The organism is Plantactinospora sp. DSM 117369 (assembly GCF_053764795.1).
Window position 1 is genome coordinate 8,592,774 of the sequence record NZ_CM132446.1, and the last position, 17,770, is coordinate 8,610,543.

11 protein-coding genes are annotated in these 17,770 nt (G+C 71.8%); 8 read left to right on the forward strand and 3 right to left on the reverse strand.

Annotated features, from left to right (window positions below):
* Together ACSMXO_RS36730 and ACSMXO_RS36735 are read left to right on the forward strand one after the other, a co-directional pair.
* The gene (locus tag ACSMXO_RS36730) at positions 1–894 is read left to right on the forward strand and encodes a glycosyltransferase family 2 protein (protein ID WP_346260813.1); all 894 of its coding nucleotides are present in this window, start codon (positions 1–3) and stop codon (positions 892–894) included.
* Positions 895–2,460 (forward strand): lipopolysaccharide biosynthesis protein, encoded by a 1,566-nt coding sequence (locus ACSMXO_RS36735; RefSeq protein WP_455415536.1) that lies wholly within the window; start codon positions 895–897, stop codon positions 2,458–2,460.
* 18 nt (positions 2,461–2,478) lie between these two features.
* Here ACSMXO_RS36735 and ACSMXO_RS36740 read toward each other — a convergent pair whose 3' ends face one another.
* The 3 genes from ACSMXO_RS36740 to ACSMXO_RS36750 all read right to left on the reverse strand — a co-directional run bounded on the left by ACSMXO_RS36740 (position 2,479) and on the right by ACSMXO_RS36750 (position 10,642).
* Positions 2,479–4,587 (reverse strand): GDSL-type esterase/lipase family protein, encoded by a 2,109-nt coding sequence (locus tag ACSMXO_RS36740; protein ID WP_455415537.1) that lies wholly within the window; start codon positions 4,585–4,587, stop codon positions 2,479–2,481.
* A 128-nt stretch (positions 4,588–4,715) separates the two neighbouring features.
* The gene (locus ACSMXO_RS36745; RefSeq protein WP_455415538.1) at positions 4,716–7,583 is read right to left on the reverse strand and encodes a PQQ-dependent sugar dehydrogenase; all 2,868 of its coding nucleotides are present in this window, start codon (positions 7,581–7,583) and stop codon (positions 4,716–4,718) included.
* Between the two features lie 161 nt (positions 7,584–7,744).
* Positions 7,745–10,642 (reverse strand): PQQ-dependent sugar dehydrogenase, encoded by a 2,898-nt coding sequence (locus ACSMXO_RS36750; protein ID WP_455415539.1) that lies wholly within the window; start codon positions 10,640–10,642, stop codon positions 7,745–7,747.
* 558 nt (positions 10,643–11,200) lie between these two features.
* Between ACSMXO_RS36750 and ACSMXO_RS36755 the strand changes: the two genes are divergently transcribed.
* Genes ACSMXO_RS36755 through ACSMXO_RS36780 form a run of 6 tightly spaced genes read left to right on the forward strand, consistent with a single transcriptional unit; the run spans position 11,201 to position 17,770 of the window.
* Complete coding sequence (locus tag ACSMXO_RS36755) at positions 11,201–12,454, forward strand: glycosyltransferase family 4 protein (protein WP_346260818.1); 1,254 nt, start codon at positions 11,201–11,203, stop codon at positions 12,452–12,454.
* A 42-nt stretch (positions 12,455–12,496) separates the two neighbouring features.
* Complete coding sequence (locus tag ACSMXO_RS36760) at positions 12,497–13,558, forward strand: hypothetical protein (RefSeq protein WP_455415540.1); 1,062 nt, start codon at positions 12,497–12,499, stop codon at positions 13,556–13,558.
* A gap of 53 nt (positions 13,559–13,611) precedes the next feature.
* A complete protein-coding gene (locus ACSMXO_RS36765) occupies positions 13,612–15,018 on the forward strand; it encodes an O-antigen ligase family protein (RefSeq protein ID WP_346260820.1) in 1,407 nt (468 codons plus the stop codon).
* A gap of 57 nt (positions 15,019–15,075) precedes the next feature.
* On the forward strand, positions 15,076–15,927 hold the full coding sequence (locus tag ACSMXO_RS36770; RefSeq protein WP_346260821.1) for a glycosyltransferase family 2 protein: 852 nt from the start codon (positions 15,076–15,078) through the stop codon (positions 15,925–15,927).
* Positions 15,921–16,787: a glycosyltransferase gene (locus ACSMXO_RS36775; protein WP_455415541.1), complete on the forward strand. Its 867-nt coding sequence runs from the start codon at positions 15,921–15,923 to the stop codon at positions 16,785–16,787. Before ACSMXO_RS36770 ends, ACSMXO_RS36775 begins: the two co-directional genes overlap by 7 nt.
* Positions 16,784–17,770 carry a glycosyltransferase family 2 protein gene (locus tag ACSMXO_RS36780; protein WP_455415542.1) on the forward strand — a complete coding sequence of 329 codons (987 nt, stop codon included), beginning with the start codon at positions 16,784–16,786 and terminating at the stop codon, positions 17,768–17,770. The genes ACSMXO_RS36775 and ACSMXO_RS36780 overlap by 4 nt, the downstream gene beginning before the upstream one ends.

The window sequence follows — 17,770 nt, forward strand, 5'->3', positions numbered from 1 at the left end:
GTGAGTCTGGGCGTGCCCCTCTACAACGCCGAGCGCTACCTCGAAGGCTGCCTCGACGCCCTGCTCGCCCAGGACTACCCCAACTTCGAGATCATCATCAGCGACAACGCCTCCACCGACCGGACCTGGGAGATCTGCCAGCGGTACGCGGCGAAGGACCCGCGGATCCGGCTCTACCGCAACCCGCGCAACTTCGGCGGGCACGTCAACTACGCCCGGGTGGTGGAGCTGGCCCGGGGCGAGCTGTTCAAGTGGGTGGCGTACGACGACGTCTGCCTGCCGGCGTACCTGCGCACCTGCGTGGCGGCGCTGGACGCGGCCGGGCCGCACGCCGTACTCGCCTATCCGCGTACGGTGCTGATCGACGAGGCGGGCGAGGTGATCGGCCCGTACGCCGACCGGCTGGACCTGCGCGACCGGCGGCCGTGGCGCCGGGTGGCCGGAGTGGCGAAGAACATCAACCTCTGCCACGCGCACTTCGGGGTGTTCCGGATGTCGGCGCTGCGCCGGACCGGGATGATCCGCCCGTTCCTCTCCTCCGACTACACGCTGATCGCCGAGGTGGCCCGGCTCGGCGAGATCCACGAGGTGGCCGAGCCGCTCTTCCTGCGCCGGATGCACGGCGCCTCCACCCGGCAGGCCAAGGACGCCACCCCGGCCTCGGCACTCGCCTGGTTCGCCCAGAGCGGCAAGCGGGTCCGGGCGCCCCGGCTGCGGATGCTCGCCGAGACGCTGCGGACCCTCTCCACCGGCTCCGAGCCGCTCGGCACCCGGCTCAGTTCGGCGGTGGCGTTCCTGGCCACCTGGTGGGCCCGCCGGGTCCGGGTCCGGCTCGGCCGGCTGCGCCGCCGGTTGGTCCGTCGGCGTACCAGCGCGGCGAAGGGCAGCGCCTAGGTGGCCGCGCTCCAGCCCGCCCGGACGGCTCCGGAACAGCCAGCCAGCACCCCGGCAGATGCCCCGGAGTCGCTCCCGTCGGACGGCGCCGGTCGGGTGCGCTCGGCGATCGGCTGGTCGTACCTGCTCACCGCCGGCCGGATCGGTTCGTCGATCCTGGTCACCTTCCTGCTCGCCCGGCTGCTCGGGCCGAGCGAGTTCGGCCTGGTGGCGATGGCTACCGTCTTCATCACGGTCGCGCAGACGCTGATCCAGCAGGGGCTGGTCTCCGCGATCGTGCAGCGGGACGGGCTCACCCGAGAGCACCTGGACGGCGCGTTCGTGGTGCTGGTGCTGGCCGGGGTGGTGATCGGCGGGCTGACCGCGGCCGCCAGTCCACTGTGGGCGATGGCCAACCGGGCCCCGGAGCTGACCGCGATCTGCGTCGCGCTCTCCCCGCTGGTGCTGTTGCAGGGCCTCTCCATCGTGCCCGAGGCGGTGTTGCGCCGGGAGCTGCGGTTCCGCGCGGTCGCCATCCGTACCCTGCTCGCCTCGCTGCTCAGTGGCGTCGTCGGGGTGGTGCTGGCGCTGGCCGGAGCGGGCATCTGGGCCCTGGTGGCGCAGCAGCTGGTGAATGCGGCGGTCGGGCTGGTGGTGCTCTGGTGGGTCTGCCCGTGGCGGCCCAGCCGCCGGCCCCGGCTGGCCGGCATCAAGGACCTGCTGGTCTTCTCCGCCCACTCGGCCAACGCCGGGCTGGGCCTGATGCTCAGCTCCAAGGCGGACGTCCTCTTCACCGGCCTCTTCTTCGGGCCGGTGGCGACCGGGATCTACCGGCTGGCGGCCCGGCTGCCGGACATGCTGGTGGACGTGACGGTCCGCTCGCTCCAGCAGGTGGCGCTGCCGTCGCTGTCCCGGTTGCAGCGGGACCGGGCCGCGCTGGCCGCACACCTGGGCCAGCTCCAGCACCTCGGCGCGCTGGCCGGGCTGCCGGTGCTCGGCGTACTGGCGGCGGCGGCGCATCCGCTGGTCACGCTGCTGGGTCCGCAGTGGGCCGGCACCGAGGTGCCGCTCCGGCTGCTCTGCCTCTTCGGCGCCGTCAACGTGTACGGGGTGCTGCTCGGTCCGGCGCTCCAGGCGATCGGCCAGCCGGGCAAGCTCGCCGCGATCCTCTGGACCCGGGGGGTACTCGGGGTGGCGACGCTGGCCGCCGTCGGCACCCTCTTCACCGGGTACGGCGACGTGGCCGAGGCGACCGCGGTGGCGCTGGCCGGGGTCGGGATGCAGGTCGTGGTGACCGCCCTCGCGGTCTGGGTCACCGTGAGCCGGGCCGTGAGGGCGTCGATCGCGGCCTTCCTCGCTCCGACGGTGCCGGCGATCCTGGCCGCGGTGGTCGCCGCACTGGTTCCGCTGGTGGTGGCCCGGACCGGCCTGGACGCCGGACCGGTGGTCGAACTGCTGGTGCTGGGCGGGACGGCCGGGCTGGCCGCCGGAGTGCTGCTCTGGGTCACCGACGCCCGGCTGCGCCGGCTGGTGCTGGCCCGGCTCCCCCGCCGCCGTACCGCCGGGAGCGGTGCCACCGGCAGATGAGCACCAGATCCTCGTGCCTCAGAGCACGCGACGCACCGCGCCGTTGGTGTTCACCAGCACACGCCGGTCGTTGAGCGCCAGCGCGTACGCCAGATTCCCGGGCTCGAACGGGTGGAACGACGATTCCCGGTAGCTGAAGACGAGGTCGTTGATCCACGGATCGTTGCCGCACGCGGCGTGCTGGTTGCCCGCGAACCGGGCCGTCACCTCGCCGGTGAACGCCACCACGCCGGCGTCGAAGGCGGCTTGCTGGATCACATTGTTCAACCGCACGCCGAGCCGCACGATCATCCGCCGTTCGTCGTCGTCGAGCGCCGCGTTGATGGCGAGCGGGCAGGGCAGACCTGGCGCGACAAGCTGCGGATAGCCGGCCACGAAGATGTCGGCGCCCGGCGCCCGCAGCCGGAGGTCCCGGTAGAGCAGGCGCAGCGGGTTGTAGAGAGCGTCGACCGTCGCGTTGAGCGCCGGCTCCCGGTGGGTGCACTGCACCGGAAGCAGGATGCAGTTGGTCAGCTCCGGCGCGAACCCGGCGTCGTTGCCGCCGATCGTCATGGTGATCAGCGTGGGGCCGGGGGCGTGCCACGGAATGAGGCCCTTCTGGTACAGGTCCACGTCAACGGTCGTGGCACCGGAGCAGGCGAGCAGTTCGGGCTGCGGGTCCCACGGTGCCTTGGCCAGGTAAGCCCAGGTGTTGGGCGAGACTCCGCATTGCGCGTCGGCCTTCGAGTCCTGGTTGCCGATCCCGGCCGAGTAGGAGTCGCCCAGCGCGAAGAACCTGGTGTACTGCGGCACGCCGGTGGTGCGTATCTCGATGGGCACGGAGGCCGGCCCCTCCAACAACCCGTTGACCGGCACGATGCGCCAGCGGTACCAGTTTCCGGGGTACAGCAGCCCGGGGTTGAACGACGTCGCGGAAACCGCCCAGGGCAGCCGGGTCCAGCTGGCGGGGTTGCGCGCGAGGTCGATCACCTCGATGTAGTAACCGGTGGCCTCCGCGGTAGAGGACCACCACAACTGAGAATCGTTGTCGGTGGGGCCGGGCGAGCCGTTCAGCGTTACATGACCCGGCGCGACACCGCCGAACACCGCGCGCGAATGGTTGCCCGGCTGGCCGGTCATCAGCCCCTTGGTCGGCACGAGACGGTAGTCGACCTGCGCACCGGCCAGGCCCTCCGTGGTCCATGTGGTGTCCGCGACGGGGTACGGCAGCCGGGTGAAGGTCGACTCGTTCGACGGTTTGACGACCCGCTGCTCGATCAGGTAGCCGGTGGCACCCGGCGTGGCCGACCAGTTGAGCCGGGCCGCCCGGTTCAGCGACGTGGTGCTCACCGCCGGACCGGCCGACGGCCACGTCACATTCGTCGGTCCGGTGAAGCTGCGGCCGATGCCGACGCGGTTCAGCGCGTTGGCGAACGCCGCCGCGATCCGCGCCTCACCGGTTGAGTTGGGGTGCGTGCCGTCCCAGGTGTGTACCGCCGGATCCCAGCCGGCCGGGTCGGTGGTGGTCACCACCCTGGAGGCGGAGGTCGACATCGACGCCGCAAGGGCGTCGTACCGGGCGTTGAGGTCAGCCGTGTCGGCCTGGTTGAGGTACACCTTCTGGAAGATGTCGTAGCGCGACAGGGTGTGCCCGATGACGATGGTGACCGAGGGGTTGGCCGCGCGCGCGTTGCTGACGAAGGTGCGCATGTCGTCGGCGACCCTCGCCGGGCTGTGCGAGAACCAGATCAGGTCGTTGATGCCGAGCAGGACCAGGACGACCTGCGCTCCGGTGCTCGACACAGCGGCCTGGATGGTGTCCTTCTCCGACGTCACCGGCCGTCCCCACTGCGCGTGATGGTGCCGGTCGAACGGATACGCGTAGGTCTGGTCGCCGTGCTGGTTGGTGATGTTGTTGTAGAGGTCCGTACGGTCACCGACGAGGTCGAACGAGACCCCGGCGTTCAGCAGATGCTGGTACAGGTGGTAGCGCCAGGTGATGTCGCCCGACGATCCCTGGGTGATCGAGTCGCCGACGACCATGATGGGTAGCGGAGCGGCGGCGAGCGCCACTCCACCGGTAGGCAACACCATCGCGAGCACCAATGCCGCGATGAGCCCGGTGCGACGCCAGATCCCGCCGTTCATCCCCGACCCCTCCAACCATCGACGAGTGAGAGCATCCAAACACACCGGTGTGGAGGCAACGTGGAAGATCAACAGCGGCCGGAGACGTAGCTGCCTAAGCGTGGTCAGTCGAGCAACGGATTGCAGTCCTAGTCGGTTGGCGCCGCGACGGTCGCGGCCGGCGGGGTGAAGGCGATCGCCTTGCCGTTGGCCAGCACCAACTGGTTGACCGAGTACTGCACCGCGTCGGTGCCGGCCGGGTTCTCGATGCCGATCGTCGCCGAGTTGCCCAACTCGCGTCCGGCGTTCAGCGCGGTGTAGTTGAAGACGATCTGGCCCCACTCGGAGAGCACCGCCTGGAAGGTGATCCGCGCGGTCGGGGCGCCGGAGAACCCCACATCCTTCCACTCGACCACGAACTGCCGGTCCGGCGCGGCGCCCAGCACGGCGGTCCGGACCCGCGACTCCGGGTGCATCACCAGGTCGTCCCAGAACGGATAGAGCGCCGCGTTTGGTGTGCCGGCGTACGGCAGCGCCCGGTTCGCCGGCCAGGAGCCACGTGGATCCACGAAGGACAGTACGCCGTTCACGTCCACCCACGCCCTGGAGTGGGTCTGCCCGTAGTACGGGAACGGGAACGGGAGCATCACCGATGCGGTGTCGTTGTCCCCGGTCAGTGGCAGCTCGGTCGGACCGGCCGGCAGGTACGCCCGGAAGGAGTGTGTCGTACACGCGTAGCCGAAGCCGTCCGCGCAGCTACCCGGCGCGCCGTCGTAGTTGGCCGTGTAGGTCGCGGTGGTGGTGGCCGGCGCGGTGATCACATGGGTCGCGGCACCCCCGTCCGACCAGTTCTGGAAGGTGTACGCACCCGGACCGAGCCGCTGCGGCCCGGGCGCGCTGAGGGTGTTGGTCGAACCGACGATCACCTGCCCGGCGTTCGGGGTGATGAGACTCCGGCCGTTGAGGTTGACCCGCAGCCCGGCGGGCTTGGTCGCGAGCTTGAGCTGCACGGTCTTCGGGTCCAGCCGGAGCGTGGTGCTGCCGGTCAGCCCGCCGCTGTCCCTGGCGGTCAGGGTCAGCTCCAGATAGGACGGGTACTCGTGGTCCGGAGCCAGGAACGTCCCCGAGGCCACCCCGACCACCTCGCGCACCGGGTGGCTGTGGCAGTTCTCCGGTGTGCTGCAGTGCATGTTGACCAGTGTCCAGCGCAGCGCCGAGGCCGGCAGCGCACCCTGCTGCGGGTCGGTGGCCCCACCGCTGAACGTGACCGTCTGGCCGGTCGCCCAGCGCAGCGCGGCGGTCGGCTGTTCGATCACCGGCACCGGCGCACTCGTGCCGACCCTGATCTGCACCGTCGCGGTGTCGCTGAGCCCGGCGAAGTCGACCACCCGCAACCGCGCGGTGTAGGTGCCGACCGACGGATACCGGTGGGTCACGTTCAGCCCGGTCGCGTCCACGGTGCCGTCGTTGGTGAAGTCCCACTGGTATTCGAGGATGTCGCCCGGGTCCGGGTCGGTCGAGCCGACGGCGTCGAAGGAGACGTCCAGCGGCGCCTGCCCGCTGGTCGGGGTCGCCTCGGCGACGGCGTTCGGCGGCTGGTTGCCGGAACTGTAGTGGAACCGGCGTACGGTGCCGCCGAGCAGGTCGACGTAGTACAGGTCGTTCTCCGGCCCGATCCGCAGGTCCACCACGCCGGGGGCGATCGCGAACGGCACGATCCGGGCCGGGTCGGGCAGCCCGTTGGTGCCGGTCCGCATCGCCCAGATGCAGCCCCGGGAGTAGTCGGCGAAGAACAGCGCCCCGGCGTACGCCGTCGGGTAGTTTCCGCCAGCGCCCGGATAGAACGCCACCCCGGCCGGGGATGACCCGCCGGTCGGGCAGCCGTCACCGGCCGCCACCTGCTGGCTGTGCTGGTAGGTGTAGTACGGCGAGGTGACCGTGCCGGCGGGCTGCGGGTAGAGGGTCTCGCAGAGCGACAGGTTGGCCGCGTTGTAGCCGCCCTGCGGCGCGTTCCCCTCGTAACACGGCCAGCCGTAGTTGCGGACCGGCCCGACCGCCGGGTCGACCACCCGGTTGATCTCCTCCCAGGTACGCCAGCCGACGTCACCGATCCAGACCTCGCTGCTGCCCGGCCGGAACGTCCACCGGTACGGGTTGCGCAGCCCGTACGCGAGGATCCGCCGGTTGTTCGGGTCGGGGCTCGCCGCCAGCGGGTTGTCCGGCAGCGCGGCCCCGGTCGACGGCGAGATCCGGATCAGCGTGCCGGAGAGCCCGGTCGGGTCGGCCGGGGTACGGATGTCCTGGGAGCGCAGCGCACCGCCCTCGGCGCTCGGCGGCGTCATCGCGGCACCGGCCGGTGCGGGCGGGTCCGCGCACGGGTTCGACGGGTTGCCCGCCTGCCCGTAGTCGGTGAAGGTCGCCGACGCCCCGTCGCCACCGGCGACGTAGAGCGCCCCGTCCGGGCCGAACGCGAGGTCACCGATCGAGTGGCTCTCGATCTGGTGGCACCAGTCGTGCAGCAGCACCTGCTCGCTGCCGATCATCACGTCACCGTCGGCCCGCAGCCGGGAGACCCGGGCGCTGGCCCGGCAGTTCCCGATCAACGCGCAGCTGTCGTGGTAGGTCGGCGCGCCGCCGCCGACCACGCCGTCGTAGGTGTAGCTGAGGTAGACGTACGGGTCGGCGGGGAAGTTCGGCGGCAGAGCCAGGCCGATCAGGCCGAGGTCCTCGTAGTCGTACACCTTCGGGCGCAGGTCGGCGAAGACCGTCGCGGTGTTGTCCGCCAGGCTGTCGAAGACCTTGACGAGGCCGCTCTTCTCCGCGACGAAGACCCGGCCGTCCGGTGCGAAGACCAGCTTGGTGGGGCGGGTCAGCCCGGTGAAGACCACCTGCTGGGTGAAGCCGGGCGGGATCGCCGCCGCGGGTTCGGGCTCCAGCGGGGGCAGCCCGACCACGACCGGTACGCCCAGCACGGGTGCCAGGGTCAGTGCCCAGATTCGCCGCACCGCTCGGGACATGGTGACCTCCCTCCACGGCACCGCCGAACGGTCGGCGGCCGCTGCGCTCCAGGATCACCCTCCGTAGCGGAGCGGGCTGTCGCGAGGTTGACCAGGGCGGTTAACTGACCGGCCGCTACTTAACGACCGATCATCTTCCCTGGTCAACCGTTCGCACATCCCTACCCGGGTTGTCGGTCAGGAATCGGCGGGCGGCTGCGCCGACCACCGGCGGCTACCAAGGGTTGCGAACCGTCCGGACGGAAGACGACCGACGTACCGCTCACCAGGGCCGGCTGGTTGACCGAGTACGGCAGCGCGACCGCACCTGTCGGATTCTCGATGCCGACCGTCGCCGAGTCGCCCCGCTCCCGCCCGCTGGTGTTCAGGTCCTGGTAGTTGAAGACGATCTCACCGTTCTCCGCGATCACCACCTCGAAGCTGATCCGCGCGGAGGTGGAACCGTACATTCCGCTGTTGCGCCACTCCACCACGAACCGGCGGTTCGGTGCGGTACCCGTCACCGCGGTACGGACGCTGGAGTCCGCCCGCTGGTAGAGGTCGTCCCAGAACGGATAGAGCGCCGCGTTCGGCGCGCCGGTCGCCGGCAGCACCGTGTTGACCGGCTGCGGCCCGCCCGGGTCGGTGAAGGAGACGAACCCGTTTCCGGAGATCCAGGCGGTGCGGTGGTACTGCCCGAAGAACGGCACCGGGAACGGCAGCGCCACCGAGGTCACCGCGTCGTCACCGGCCAGCGGCAGCACCGTGGCCTCCGCCGGCATCCAGGCCCGGCCGGTCTGGGTGCCACAGGTGTAGCCCGGTGCGGTGCCGCAGCCGGCCGCGCCGGCGTACGTCGCCGTGTAGCTGGCCGCCGTCGCGGGCGCGGTGACGACGTGCGTCGCCGCGCCGCCGTCCGACCAGCCGGTGAAGGAGTACGGCAGCCCGCCGACCGTCTGCGGGCTCGGCGCGCTGACCGTGTTGGTCGAGCCGACGATGACCGTACGGGTGAACGGGGCCGTCCCGGTGGTCGCCCCGACGGTCAGCCGCAGCCCGGGCGGGTTGCTGGCGAAGGTGAGGTCGACGGTCCGGGGGTCGAGCCGGCGTACCACGGTGTTCGACAGGCCCTGCCCGTCGGTGGCGGTCAACTCCAGCTCCAGGTACGACGGGTACTCGTGGTCCGGCGCGACGAAGGATCCGGAGGCCACCCCGGTCCACTCCTGGAGCTGGTGGGTGTGGCAGTTGCCGACCGACTCGCAGTGCTGCATCCGCAGCCGCCAGCGCAGTGCCGACGCCGGCAGGTTGCCCTGCTGCGGGTCGGTGGCCCGGCCGGCGAAGCTCAGAGTGTCCCCGACCCGCCAGGTGGTGCCGACCACCGGACTGTCCAGCAGGGCGGTCGGGGCGGCGTTGCCGGGCTGGATCTGCACGGTGCTGCTCGCCGAGACGCCCAGGGTGTCGGTGACGGTCAGCCTCGCGGTGTGGTTGCCGGCGGTCGGATAGCGGAACGTGGCGGTCGGTGTGCTGGCGTCGACCGTACCGTCGTTGGTGAAGTCCCACTGGTAGCTGAGCCGGCCGGCGTCGGCCGGGTCCGGGTCGGTCGACGCGGTGCCGTCGAAGGTCACGTCGAGCGGGGCGGGGCCGCTGGTCGGGGTCGCCTGGATCACCGCGGTCGGCGGCTGGTTGCCCGGGAAGTACCGGATCCGTCGTACGGTGCCGCCGCCCAGGTCGGCGTAGTAGAGCTCGGCACCCGGCCCGACCGCCAGGTCGACCGGGCTGGCGGCGGCCTGCCCGAAGGCCTGCAGGTTGGCCGGGTCCGGCAGCCCGCCCGGGGTACTCGGGCGCATCGCCCAGATGCAGCCGCGCGAGTAGTCGGCGAAGAAGAGCGCCCCCGCGTACGCCGCCGGATAGCTGCCGCCGCTGCCCGGATAGAACGCGAGCCCGGAGATCCCGTCTCCGCCCGACCCGCAGTTCTCCCCCGGCACCACCGCCGCACCGTGGTGGTAGGCGTAGTACGGCGCGGTCTGCCCGGCCCCGGCGTAGAGCGTCTCGCAGAGGTTCAGGTTGGCGTTGTCGTAGCTGGCCATCCGGCCGGCACCCTCGTAGCAGGGCCAGCCGAAGTTGCTGACCCCCGCGGTGGGGTCGACGATCCGGTCGACCTCCTCCCAGGTGTTCCAGCCGACGTCGCCGAGCCAGATCTCGTTGGTACCCGGCCGGATGGTGAACCGGAACGGGTTGCGGGTGCCGTGCCCGACGATCCGCCGGGTGTTCGGGTCGGCCGCCCCGATCGCCGGGTTGCCCGGTGCCGCCGCCCCGGTCGCCGGATCGAGCCGCAGCACCGCGCCGTCCAGCCCGGTCGGGTCGGCGCCGCTGCGGACGTCCTGGGAGCGCAGCGCCCCACCCTCGGCGGTCGGCGGCCTCATCGTTCCGCCGGGCGGGTCGGCGCACGGGTTGGCCGGGCTGCCCAACTGGCCGTAGTCGACGGCGCTGAAACTGGCCCCGTCGCCGGCCGTGGCGTAGAGCATGCCGTCGGCACCGAACCGCAGGTCGCCGACGGAGTGGCTGGGGTACTGCTGGCACCAGTCGGAGATCAGCACCTGCTCGGCGCCGGTCATCACGTCGCCGCCGGCCGGCAGCCGGGAGAGCCGGCCTGTGACCAGGCAGCGGCCGTTGTTGGCGTCGCCGCAGGTGTCGTTCCACACCGGAGCGTTCTGCCCGGGGGGCGCGTCGTAGGTGTAGAGCACGTAGACCCACGGGTTCGCCGGGAAGTCGGGCGGCAGCGCCAGGCCGAGCAAGCCCCGGTCCCACTGGTTGTGCACATTGGTGGAGAGGTCGGCGAAGACGGTCGGGGTGGGGTCGGCCAGGTCCGCGTAGACCTTGATCCGGCCACCCTTCTCGGCGACGAAGACCCGCCCGTCCGGGGCGAACTCGACGTTCGTCGGCTGGTTCAGCCCACTGAACACCACCTGCTCCTGGAACCCGGTCGGCAGCGTCACCGCCGACGCCGGGGTTCCGCGCAGCGGCGCCAGGACGCTCGCCAGCAACGCCAGTACCAGACCCGTTCGCAAGCCGCGCCGCAGCCGCATGGCCCACTCCTCTCCGCGTGGCGAGCGGCAGTTCCGAACCCGACCGCGAACGGCGGCTCACCTTTGTCGGCACAGAGTAGTTTTCGGCGCAAGACCCGCCACCCGGCCGCGACAAATCGCGAATCCGGACGAAGATCACGGAATCCGCGCTCTCCCGACGGTTCGTCCCTGATGCCGCCGAATTAGTGTTGATCTGGTCAGTGAACCCTTTTCACCCTGAACCGCGCGGCGCGTGCGCCCCGACCTCCCCTTGCGGTCACGACGGACCGCAAGGGGAGGTTGAAAAAGGTTCAGCGATGTGCCCTTGCACCGCAGTACGCGGATGAGCGAGTGAAGGAACAATCGTACGATCGGTCGCGACCTTGTAAGTAACTCGACACAACCACCAATCCGCGGTCCTTGCCCGGGCCGGGTTGGTAGAGCAATGTCTTGGTAGGCACCGGGCCGGTAACGGGATCGCCCGGCGCGAGAGCGTGTTCATTCGGATCGCGGCGTAATTGCGTACGCCGCGACCTTCCATCGAAAACGTCGTCCGAGCTGCGCGGATGGGAGTTAGAGATGGCCGATCAACGCCCCCACGTGGTCATCGTGGTGGTAAATCTGCCAGCCGAGCGGGACCGCCGGGTAATCCGGGAGTGCCAGGCCCTGGAAGCGGCCGGCTACCGGGCGTCGGTGATCTGCCCGCGGGGGCCACGACGCCTCACGGTGCTGCCCGGCACCGCCGCCACCGGGATCTATTCGTTCCCCCAACCGCTGGCGGGCAAGGGGGTGCTCTCCTTCGCGGCCGAGTTCGCCTGGGCACTGATCGCCGTCACCACCCGGCTGCTCGGACTGATGCTGCGGACCCGGGTGGACGCCGTCCAGGCGTGCAACCCGCCGGACGTCTTCTGGGTGGTCGGGCTGCTGATGCGGGCTCTGGGCCGGCCCTTCGTCTTCGACCACCACGACCTGAGCCCGGAACTCTACGAGTGCAAGGCGGGTCAACCCCGACCGAGTGTGCTGTGGATGCTCCGGCTCTTCGAGCGGCTCTCCTGGCGTACCGCGACCGCTGTGGTCGCCACCAACGAGTCGTTCCGGGAGTTGGCGCTGCGCCGGGGCGGCTGCCCACCCGAGAAGGTGGTGGTGGTGCGCAACGGTCCGGCCCTGGCGGAGGTGCGGCGCGGCGACGGCCGGGGCGCGGACGGTCCCCGGCAGAAGGTGGTCTACGTCGGCGTGATCAATCCGCAGGACAACGTCGAGGCCACCGTACTGGCCGCCGAGCGGCTGGCCGGGCTGCGCGGCACCGACGACTGGGAGCTGGTGGTCGCCGGGGACGGCGAGAGCATGCCGGAGCTGCGCCGGCTGGCCGCCGAGCGGGGCGTGGACGACGTCGTACGGTTCACCGGCTGGCTGGAGGCCGAGGAGGTCGACGCGCTGCTCTGTTCCGCCTCGATCGCCATCCAGCCGGACCGGCCGAGCCGGATGGCCGAGATGTACACGATGGCCAAGACGGTGGAGTACGTCGCCCGGGGCGTACCGGTGGTCGCGGTGGACCTGCTGGAGACCCGGCGTACCGCCGAGGCGGCGGCGAGCTATGTGGAGACCGGCAGCCCGGATGAGTTCGCCAAGGCCATCGACCAGCTTCTCAGCGACGAGCACACCCGGGCGGCGATGAGTGCGACCGGGAGACAGCGGTTCGTCGATGAACTCGCCTGGGACCACCAGGTGAAGTCGTACATCCGACTGTGGGATCGATTGCTCCGCCCGTCGCTCAGCGACTACAACGAAGTTCCACACGGTAACGGGGCCGATGCCGCGCGTCTGCCGACCTGACCATCCGTACAGCACTTCCGCGCCTTTCGAAAGGGCCGCCCGATGGACCTTCTCGACCTGCTGAAGCTCATGTTTCGGCGGTGGTACGTCTCGGCTCCGATCGTCGTCGTGACGCTCGGCGCGGCTCTCGGGTTCGGACTGGCGATCCAGCCCGAATACAAGACCGAGGTCGCGATCCTGCTCGTCCCGCCGACCACCTCGGCGGCCCCGGCGCCGAACGCGACACCCCGGCCGGGCAACCCGTGGCTGCGGATCGGCGAGAACGCGATGGCCCAGGCCGTGCAGATCTCCACCTCCGCGCACGACGCCCGGACCAGGATCGCGGCGGCCGGCGGCGACCCCGACTACGAGGTCGGGCTGGTGACCCGCAGCTCGATCCTGACCGTCGCGGTGACGGCGACGAGCGAGGAGAGCGCCCGGAAGACCGTTGAGGCGGTGACCCGGCTGATCCACGACGAGGTCGCCGGGCAGCAGGCGCCGTACAAGCCCAACCCGGGGGAACAGATCACCACCGAGGTGCTGGACCCCGGGCTGAACATCGTGCAGTCCCGGTCCAACGTGCTGCGGGCACAGGTCGTGATCACGGCGATCGGCATCCTGCTGGCCGCGGTCGGCGCCGTGGTCTACGACGCGGTGGCCCGCCGCCGGGCGAGCGCCCTGCTCGGCCAGCGCCGGGACGCGCGTACCCCGATGGCCTGGAACGCCGGCCCGGCGGTGAATGCCGGCCAGGCGGTGGTCGGCACGCCGCGACCGGGAGCGGTCTCGCCGGCCCCGGTGGCCCGGGCCGCGCCGGTCTCCCCGGGTCCCGGCCGCGAGGCTACCCAACCCCTCTCCCGGCGCGGCCCATACGCCCCGGACGGCGGGGTCGCCGCGCAGCCCGTCGACGACCGCCGCCCCGGCTCCCCGGCCGACGACCGGCACGCCGGACTGCCCGCCGACGAGCGCTACCCGGGTTCGGCGGTCAACGAGCGGGCCGGTGGGCACCTGCCGCACGACCGGGGGGCCGGGCAGGGCGGCAACGGACGGGCTGCCGCGGCCACGGGCGAGGAGACGATCCTGCTCACCACCACCGCCCGGAACGTCGTGGACGATCCGGGCCGATGAACCCCGGGAAGCCCACGAGCGCCGGCTGACGGCGCACGGACGAGACGAGCGACGTGCCGACCTACCTATCCGCGCGGCGGTCCGACACGGTGTACGACGGCATCACCCCCGCCGTACGCCACTTCCCGGATGCCACCGCCGCGGTCATCGCGTCGATCATGCTTGCCTACCTGCTCCCCTTCCGGCTGGTCTTCCCGCCACTGAGCGACCTGGGCAAGCCGGGCCTGATGGTCGGGTTCGGCCTGCTGGTCTGGTGGGCGCTGAGCCGGCTGCACCCCACCCTGGTCACCCGGGGCCAGCAGCCGATGCGCTGGGCGATGGCGATCTACCTGGTCACCCTCTTCCTGTCGTACGTCGCCGGGCAGGGCCGCGGGATGCCGGTGCTGGAGGCGAACGGTGCCGAGCGGACCCTGCTGATGGCGCTCGCCGGGGCCGGCATCCTGCTCGCCGCCGCCGACGGCGTGCTGACCCGGGAACGCATCGACAAGGTGCTGTGCTGGTTCTGCTGGGGCGCCAGCTTCATGGCCTTCGTCGCGCTGGTCCAGTTCGTGACCCGGATCGACCTGACCACGTACATGAAGCTGCCGCCGCTGCTGACCTTCCACAAGGAGGTGGTCGGGTTCCGGGACCGGGGCGGCGACGGGCTGGTCCGGGTCGCCGGCACCGCCGGGCACTACATCGAGTTCAGCGTGCTGATGGTGATCGGCCTGGTGGTGGCGATCCACTTCGCCCGGTTCTCGTCGACCCGGCGGGACCGGCAGATCTACGGCGCGCTGGCGATGTTCCAGGCCGCGGTCATCCCGATCTCACTGTCCCGCACCGGGGTACTCGCGCTCGGCGCCGCGATCCTGCTCTTCGTCCTGGTCTGGCCGCTGCGGACCACCTTCAACGTGCTGGTGGTGGGCTGTTTCCTGACGGCGCTGATCCAGGTCGCCCGGCCCGGCCTGCTGGCCGCGATCAAGTCGTTGCTGCTGGCCGGGGAGAACGATCCCAGCGTGCAGGCCCGGGTCGAGGACTACGACTACGTGACCCCGTTCATCCGGGAGCGTCCCTGGCTGGGGCGCGGGGTCGGCACCTTCCTGCCGGAGCTCTACCAACTGCTGGACAACCAGTGGCTGACCACCCTGGTCCAGGGCGGCATCATCGGGGTGGCCGGGCTCGCCGTCTTCTTCCTCTCCGGAGTGGTGGTCGCCGGCCGGGTACGCCGGTTCGCCCGTACGGACCGGGACCGCGACCTGGCGGCGGTGCTGGCGGTGGCGATCGGGGTGGCCGGCGTCTCCGGGTTCACCTTCGACTCGATGTACTTCACGACGTTCTTCATCACGGTGCACGTGCTGCTCGGCCTGACCGGGGCACTGTGGCGGCTGACCAGGGCGGAACGCACCAACCGGATCGAGTCGGGCCGGCCGGTCCGGCAACCCGACGAGGCCGGGCCGGTGCCGGCGGCGGCGCAGGCATGACGGAGCGGGCGCGGGCAGCGGCCACCTCCGTGAACCCGAGCGGAGGTGAGCGGTCTGATGACCGGTGACGGTGGCATCGACATCCTCATGATCACGTACGACCGGCCGGAGTACGTCCGGCTGTCGCTGCCGCACCTGCTCGACACCTGCCCGGCGGACGCCCGGGTGTGGCTCTGGCACAACGGCACCGACCAGCCGACGCTGGAGGCGGTCGAGGAACTCCGGCACCACCCGCGGGTGCACCGGTTCCGGCAGAGCCCGGTCAACGCCGGGCTGACCGAGCCCACCAACTGGCTGTGGACCGAGGCGACCGGCTCGTACCTGAGCAAGGTGGACGACGACTGCCTGCCCGATCCGGACTGGCTGACCATCCTGCGCAAGGCGCACCAGGACGTGCCGGGGTTCGGGGTGATCGGCACCTGGCGGTTCCCCGCCGAGGACGTCGACCAGGCGCTGGTGGCGGCGAAGCTGGCGGACTACCCGAACGGGCACCAACTGTTCCGCAACCACTGGGTGCAGGGCAGCGGCTATCTGATGAAACGCGAGACGCTGGCCCAGGTCGGCCCGCTGGCCGGCGACGAGACGTTCACCGCCTGGTGCCTGCGGGCCGCCCGGCTCGGCTGGCTGAACGGCTGGTACCACCCGTTCCTGCCCGAGGACCACCTGGACGACCCGCGCAGCCCGCACACCATCTATCGCACCGACGCCGATTTCATGGCCCGCCGGCCGCTGTCGGCCCGGCGTACCGGGGTGACGACGGTGGCGGAGTGGACGCAGCAGATGCGGCACTCGGCCCGGGTGGTCCAGGCCGCCCCGCTCGACCTGCGGGAATACCAGGGCTGGCGGCTGCGCCGCCGCAACGCCACCCGGCGGATCCGGCTCGCCCTGACCGGGCGGGCGCCATGGTGACGAGCGTGGTCGTGGCCGCGCACGACGAGGCGGCGGTGCTCGGCCGGACCCTGCGGACCCTGCTCGCCGACGCGGAGCCGGGCGAGTTCGAGGTGGTCGTGGTGGCGAACGGCTGCACCGACGCCACGGCGGCGGTGGCCCGGTCGGTGCCCGGGGTCACCGTGCGGGAACTGCCCGAGCCGGGCAAGCCGGCCGCGCTGAACACGGGCGACGAGGCGGTACGCGGCTTTCCCCGGATCTACCTGGACGCCGACATCACCCTGGACACCGCCGGGGCCCGTGCGCTGGCCGCCGCGGTCGCCGCGCCGGGGATACTGGCCGCCGCGCCGCGCCGCCGGCTGGACACCACCGGACGGCCCCTGCTGGTACGCGCCTACTACGCGATCAACGGGCGGCATCCGGCGTACCGGAACGCGCTCTTCGGCCGGGGCGCGATCGCGCTGTCGGCGGCCGGCCGGGCCCGGTTCGGCCGGTTTCCCGACGTGGTCGCCGACGACCTCTTCCTGGACGGGCAGTTCACCGAGGCGGAGAAGCGGGAGGTGGCCGAGGTGGCGACCGTGGTGGCCACGCCCCGGCGCACCGCCGACCTGCTGCGCCGGCTCGGCCGGGTCCGGGCCGGCAACGCCAGCCTGCGCGCCGCCGACGACCGGGTACGCCGGGCCCGCCGGACCTCCTGGCTGGTCGACGTGGTGCTGCCCCGGCCGTGGCTGCTGCCGGCCGGGGTCTGCTACGTCGGGCTGACCCTGCTGGCCGCCAGGGCGGCGCGGCGACCGGCGGTCCGTGACCGGTGGGGACGCGACGAATCCAGCCGGGCTCCGGGACCGGCCGAGGCCGACGGCGTGACCGGGGCGGCGCCGTGACGCCGGTGGTGAGCGTGGTCGTGGTCTCCTACCAGACCCGTGAGCTGATCCTGACCGCGCTGGCCACGCTGCGCACCGCCTGCCCGGCCGAGCCGTACGAGGTGATCGTGGTCGACAACGCCTCGACCGACGGGTCGGCGGCGGCGGTCGCGGCGGCCTTCCCGGAGGCCCGGGTGGTCCGGCTGGCCCGCAACGTCGGCTTCGGCCGGGCGGTCAACGTCGGCGCGTCCCGGGCCCGGGGCGACTGGTTGCTGCTGTTGAACCCGGACACCGAACCGGTCGGCAACGTCATCGGCGAACTGCTGGCCTTCACCCGGGACCGGCCCGGGCACGGCATCTACGCCGGGCGGACCCTCGGAGCGGACGGCAGCGACGACGGGCACTCGGTCTTCGGTCCACCCTCGCTCTGGACACTCACCTGCTTCGCCACCGGACTGTCCAAGTTGTTTCCCCGGTCCCGGCTCTTCAACCGGGAGGCGCTGCCCTGGCTGGACCGGTCCTCGCCGGTCCGGGTGCCGGCCGCCTCCGGGTGCCTGCTGCTGGTCCGGCGGTCCCTCTTCAGCCAGCTCGGCGGCTTCACCCCGGACTACTTCATGTACAGCGAGGATCTCGACCTCTGCCTCCGGGCGACCGCCCTCGGGGCCCGCCCGGTGCTGGTGCCGGCGGCCCGGGTACTGCACGTCGGCGGGGCCGCCTCGACCAGCGCGGGCAAGCGGGTGATGCTGCTGCGCGGTCAGGTCACCTTCCAGCGGCTGCGCTGGGCACCCGGCCGGGCGGCGCTGGGCCGGACACTGCTGCGGATCGGCATCGCCGCCCGGGCGACCGCGGCCCGGCTGACCGGCCGGGCCGGCTACTGGCGGGAGGTCTGGCGGCAGCGCCGCACCTGGCTGGCCGGTTGGCCACCGGCGGCCGGACTGCCCCCGGTGGAGGTCACCGAGCCGGTGCCGCCCGGCCCGCGCGGCAGCACCGACACCGACGGCTGA

What these genes read in the sequence shown, in the direction of transcription:
- ACSMXO_RS36740 (WP_455415537.1), bottom strand. Translation starts at nt 4,587, where the DNA reads ATGAACGGCGGGATCTGGCGTCGCACCGGGCTCATCGCGGCATTGGTG.
- ACSMXO_RS36745 (WP_455415538.1), bottom strand. Translation starts at nt 7,583, where the DNA reads ATGTCCCGAGCGGTGCGGCGAATCTGGGCACTGACCCTGGCACCCGTG.
- ACSMXO_RS36750 (WP_455415539.1), bottom strand. Translation starts at nt 10,642, where the DNA reads ATGCGGCTGCGGCGCGGCTTGCGAACGGGTCTGGTACTGGCGTTGCTG.
- ACSMXO_RS36755 (WP_346260818.1), top strand. Translation starts at nt 11,201, where the DNA reads ATGGCCGATCAACGCCCCCACGTGGTCATCGTGGTGGTAAATCTGCCA.
- ACSMXO_RS36760 (WP_455415540.1), top strand. Translation starts at nt 12,497, where the DNA reads ATGGACCTTCTCGACCTGCTGAAGCTCATGTTTCGGCGGTGGTACGTC.
- ACSMXO_RS36770 (WP_346260821.1), top strand. Translation starts at nt 15,076, where the DNA reads ATGACCGGTGACGGTGGCATCGACATCCTCATGATCACGTACGACCGG.
- ACSMXO_RS36775 (WP_455415541.1), top strand. Translation starts at nt 15,921, where the DNA reads ATGGTGACGAGCGTGGTCGTGGCCGCGCACGACGAGGCGGCGGTGCTC.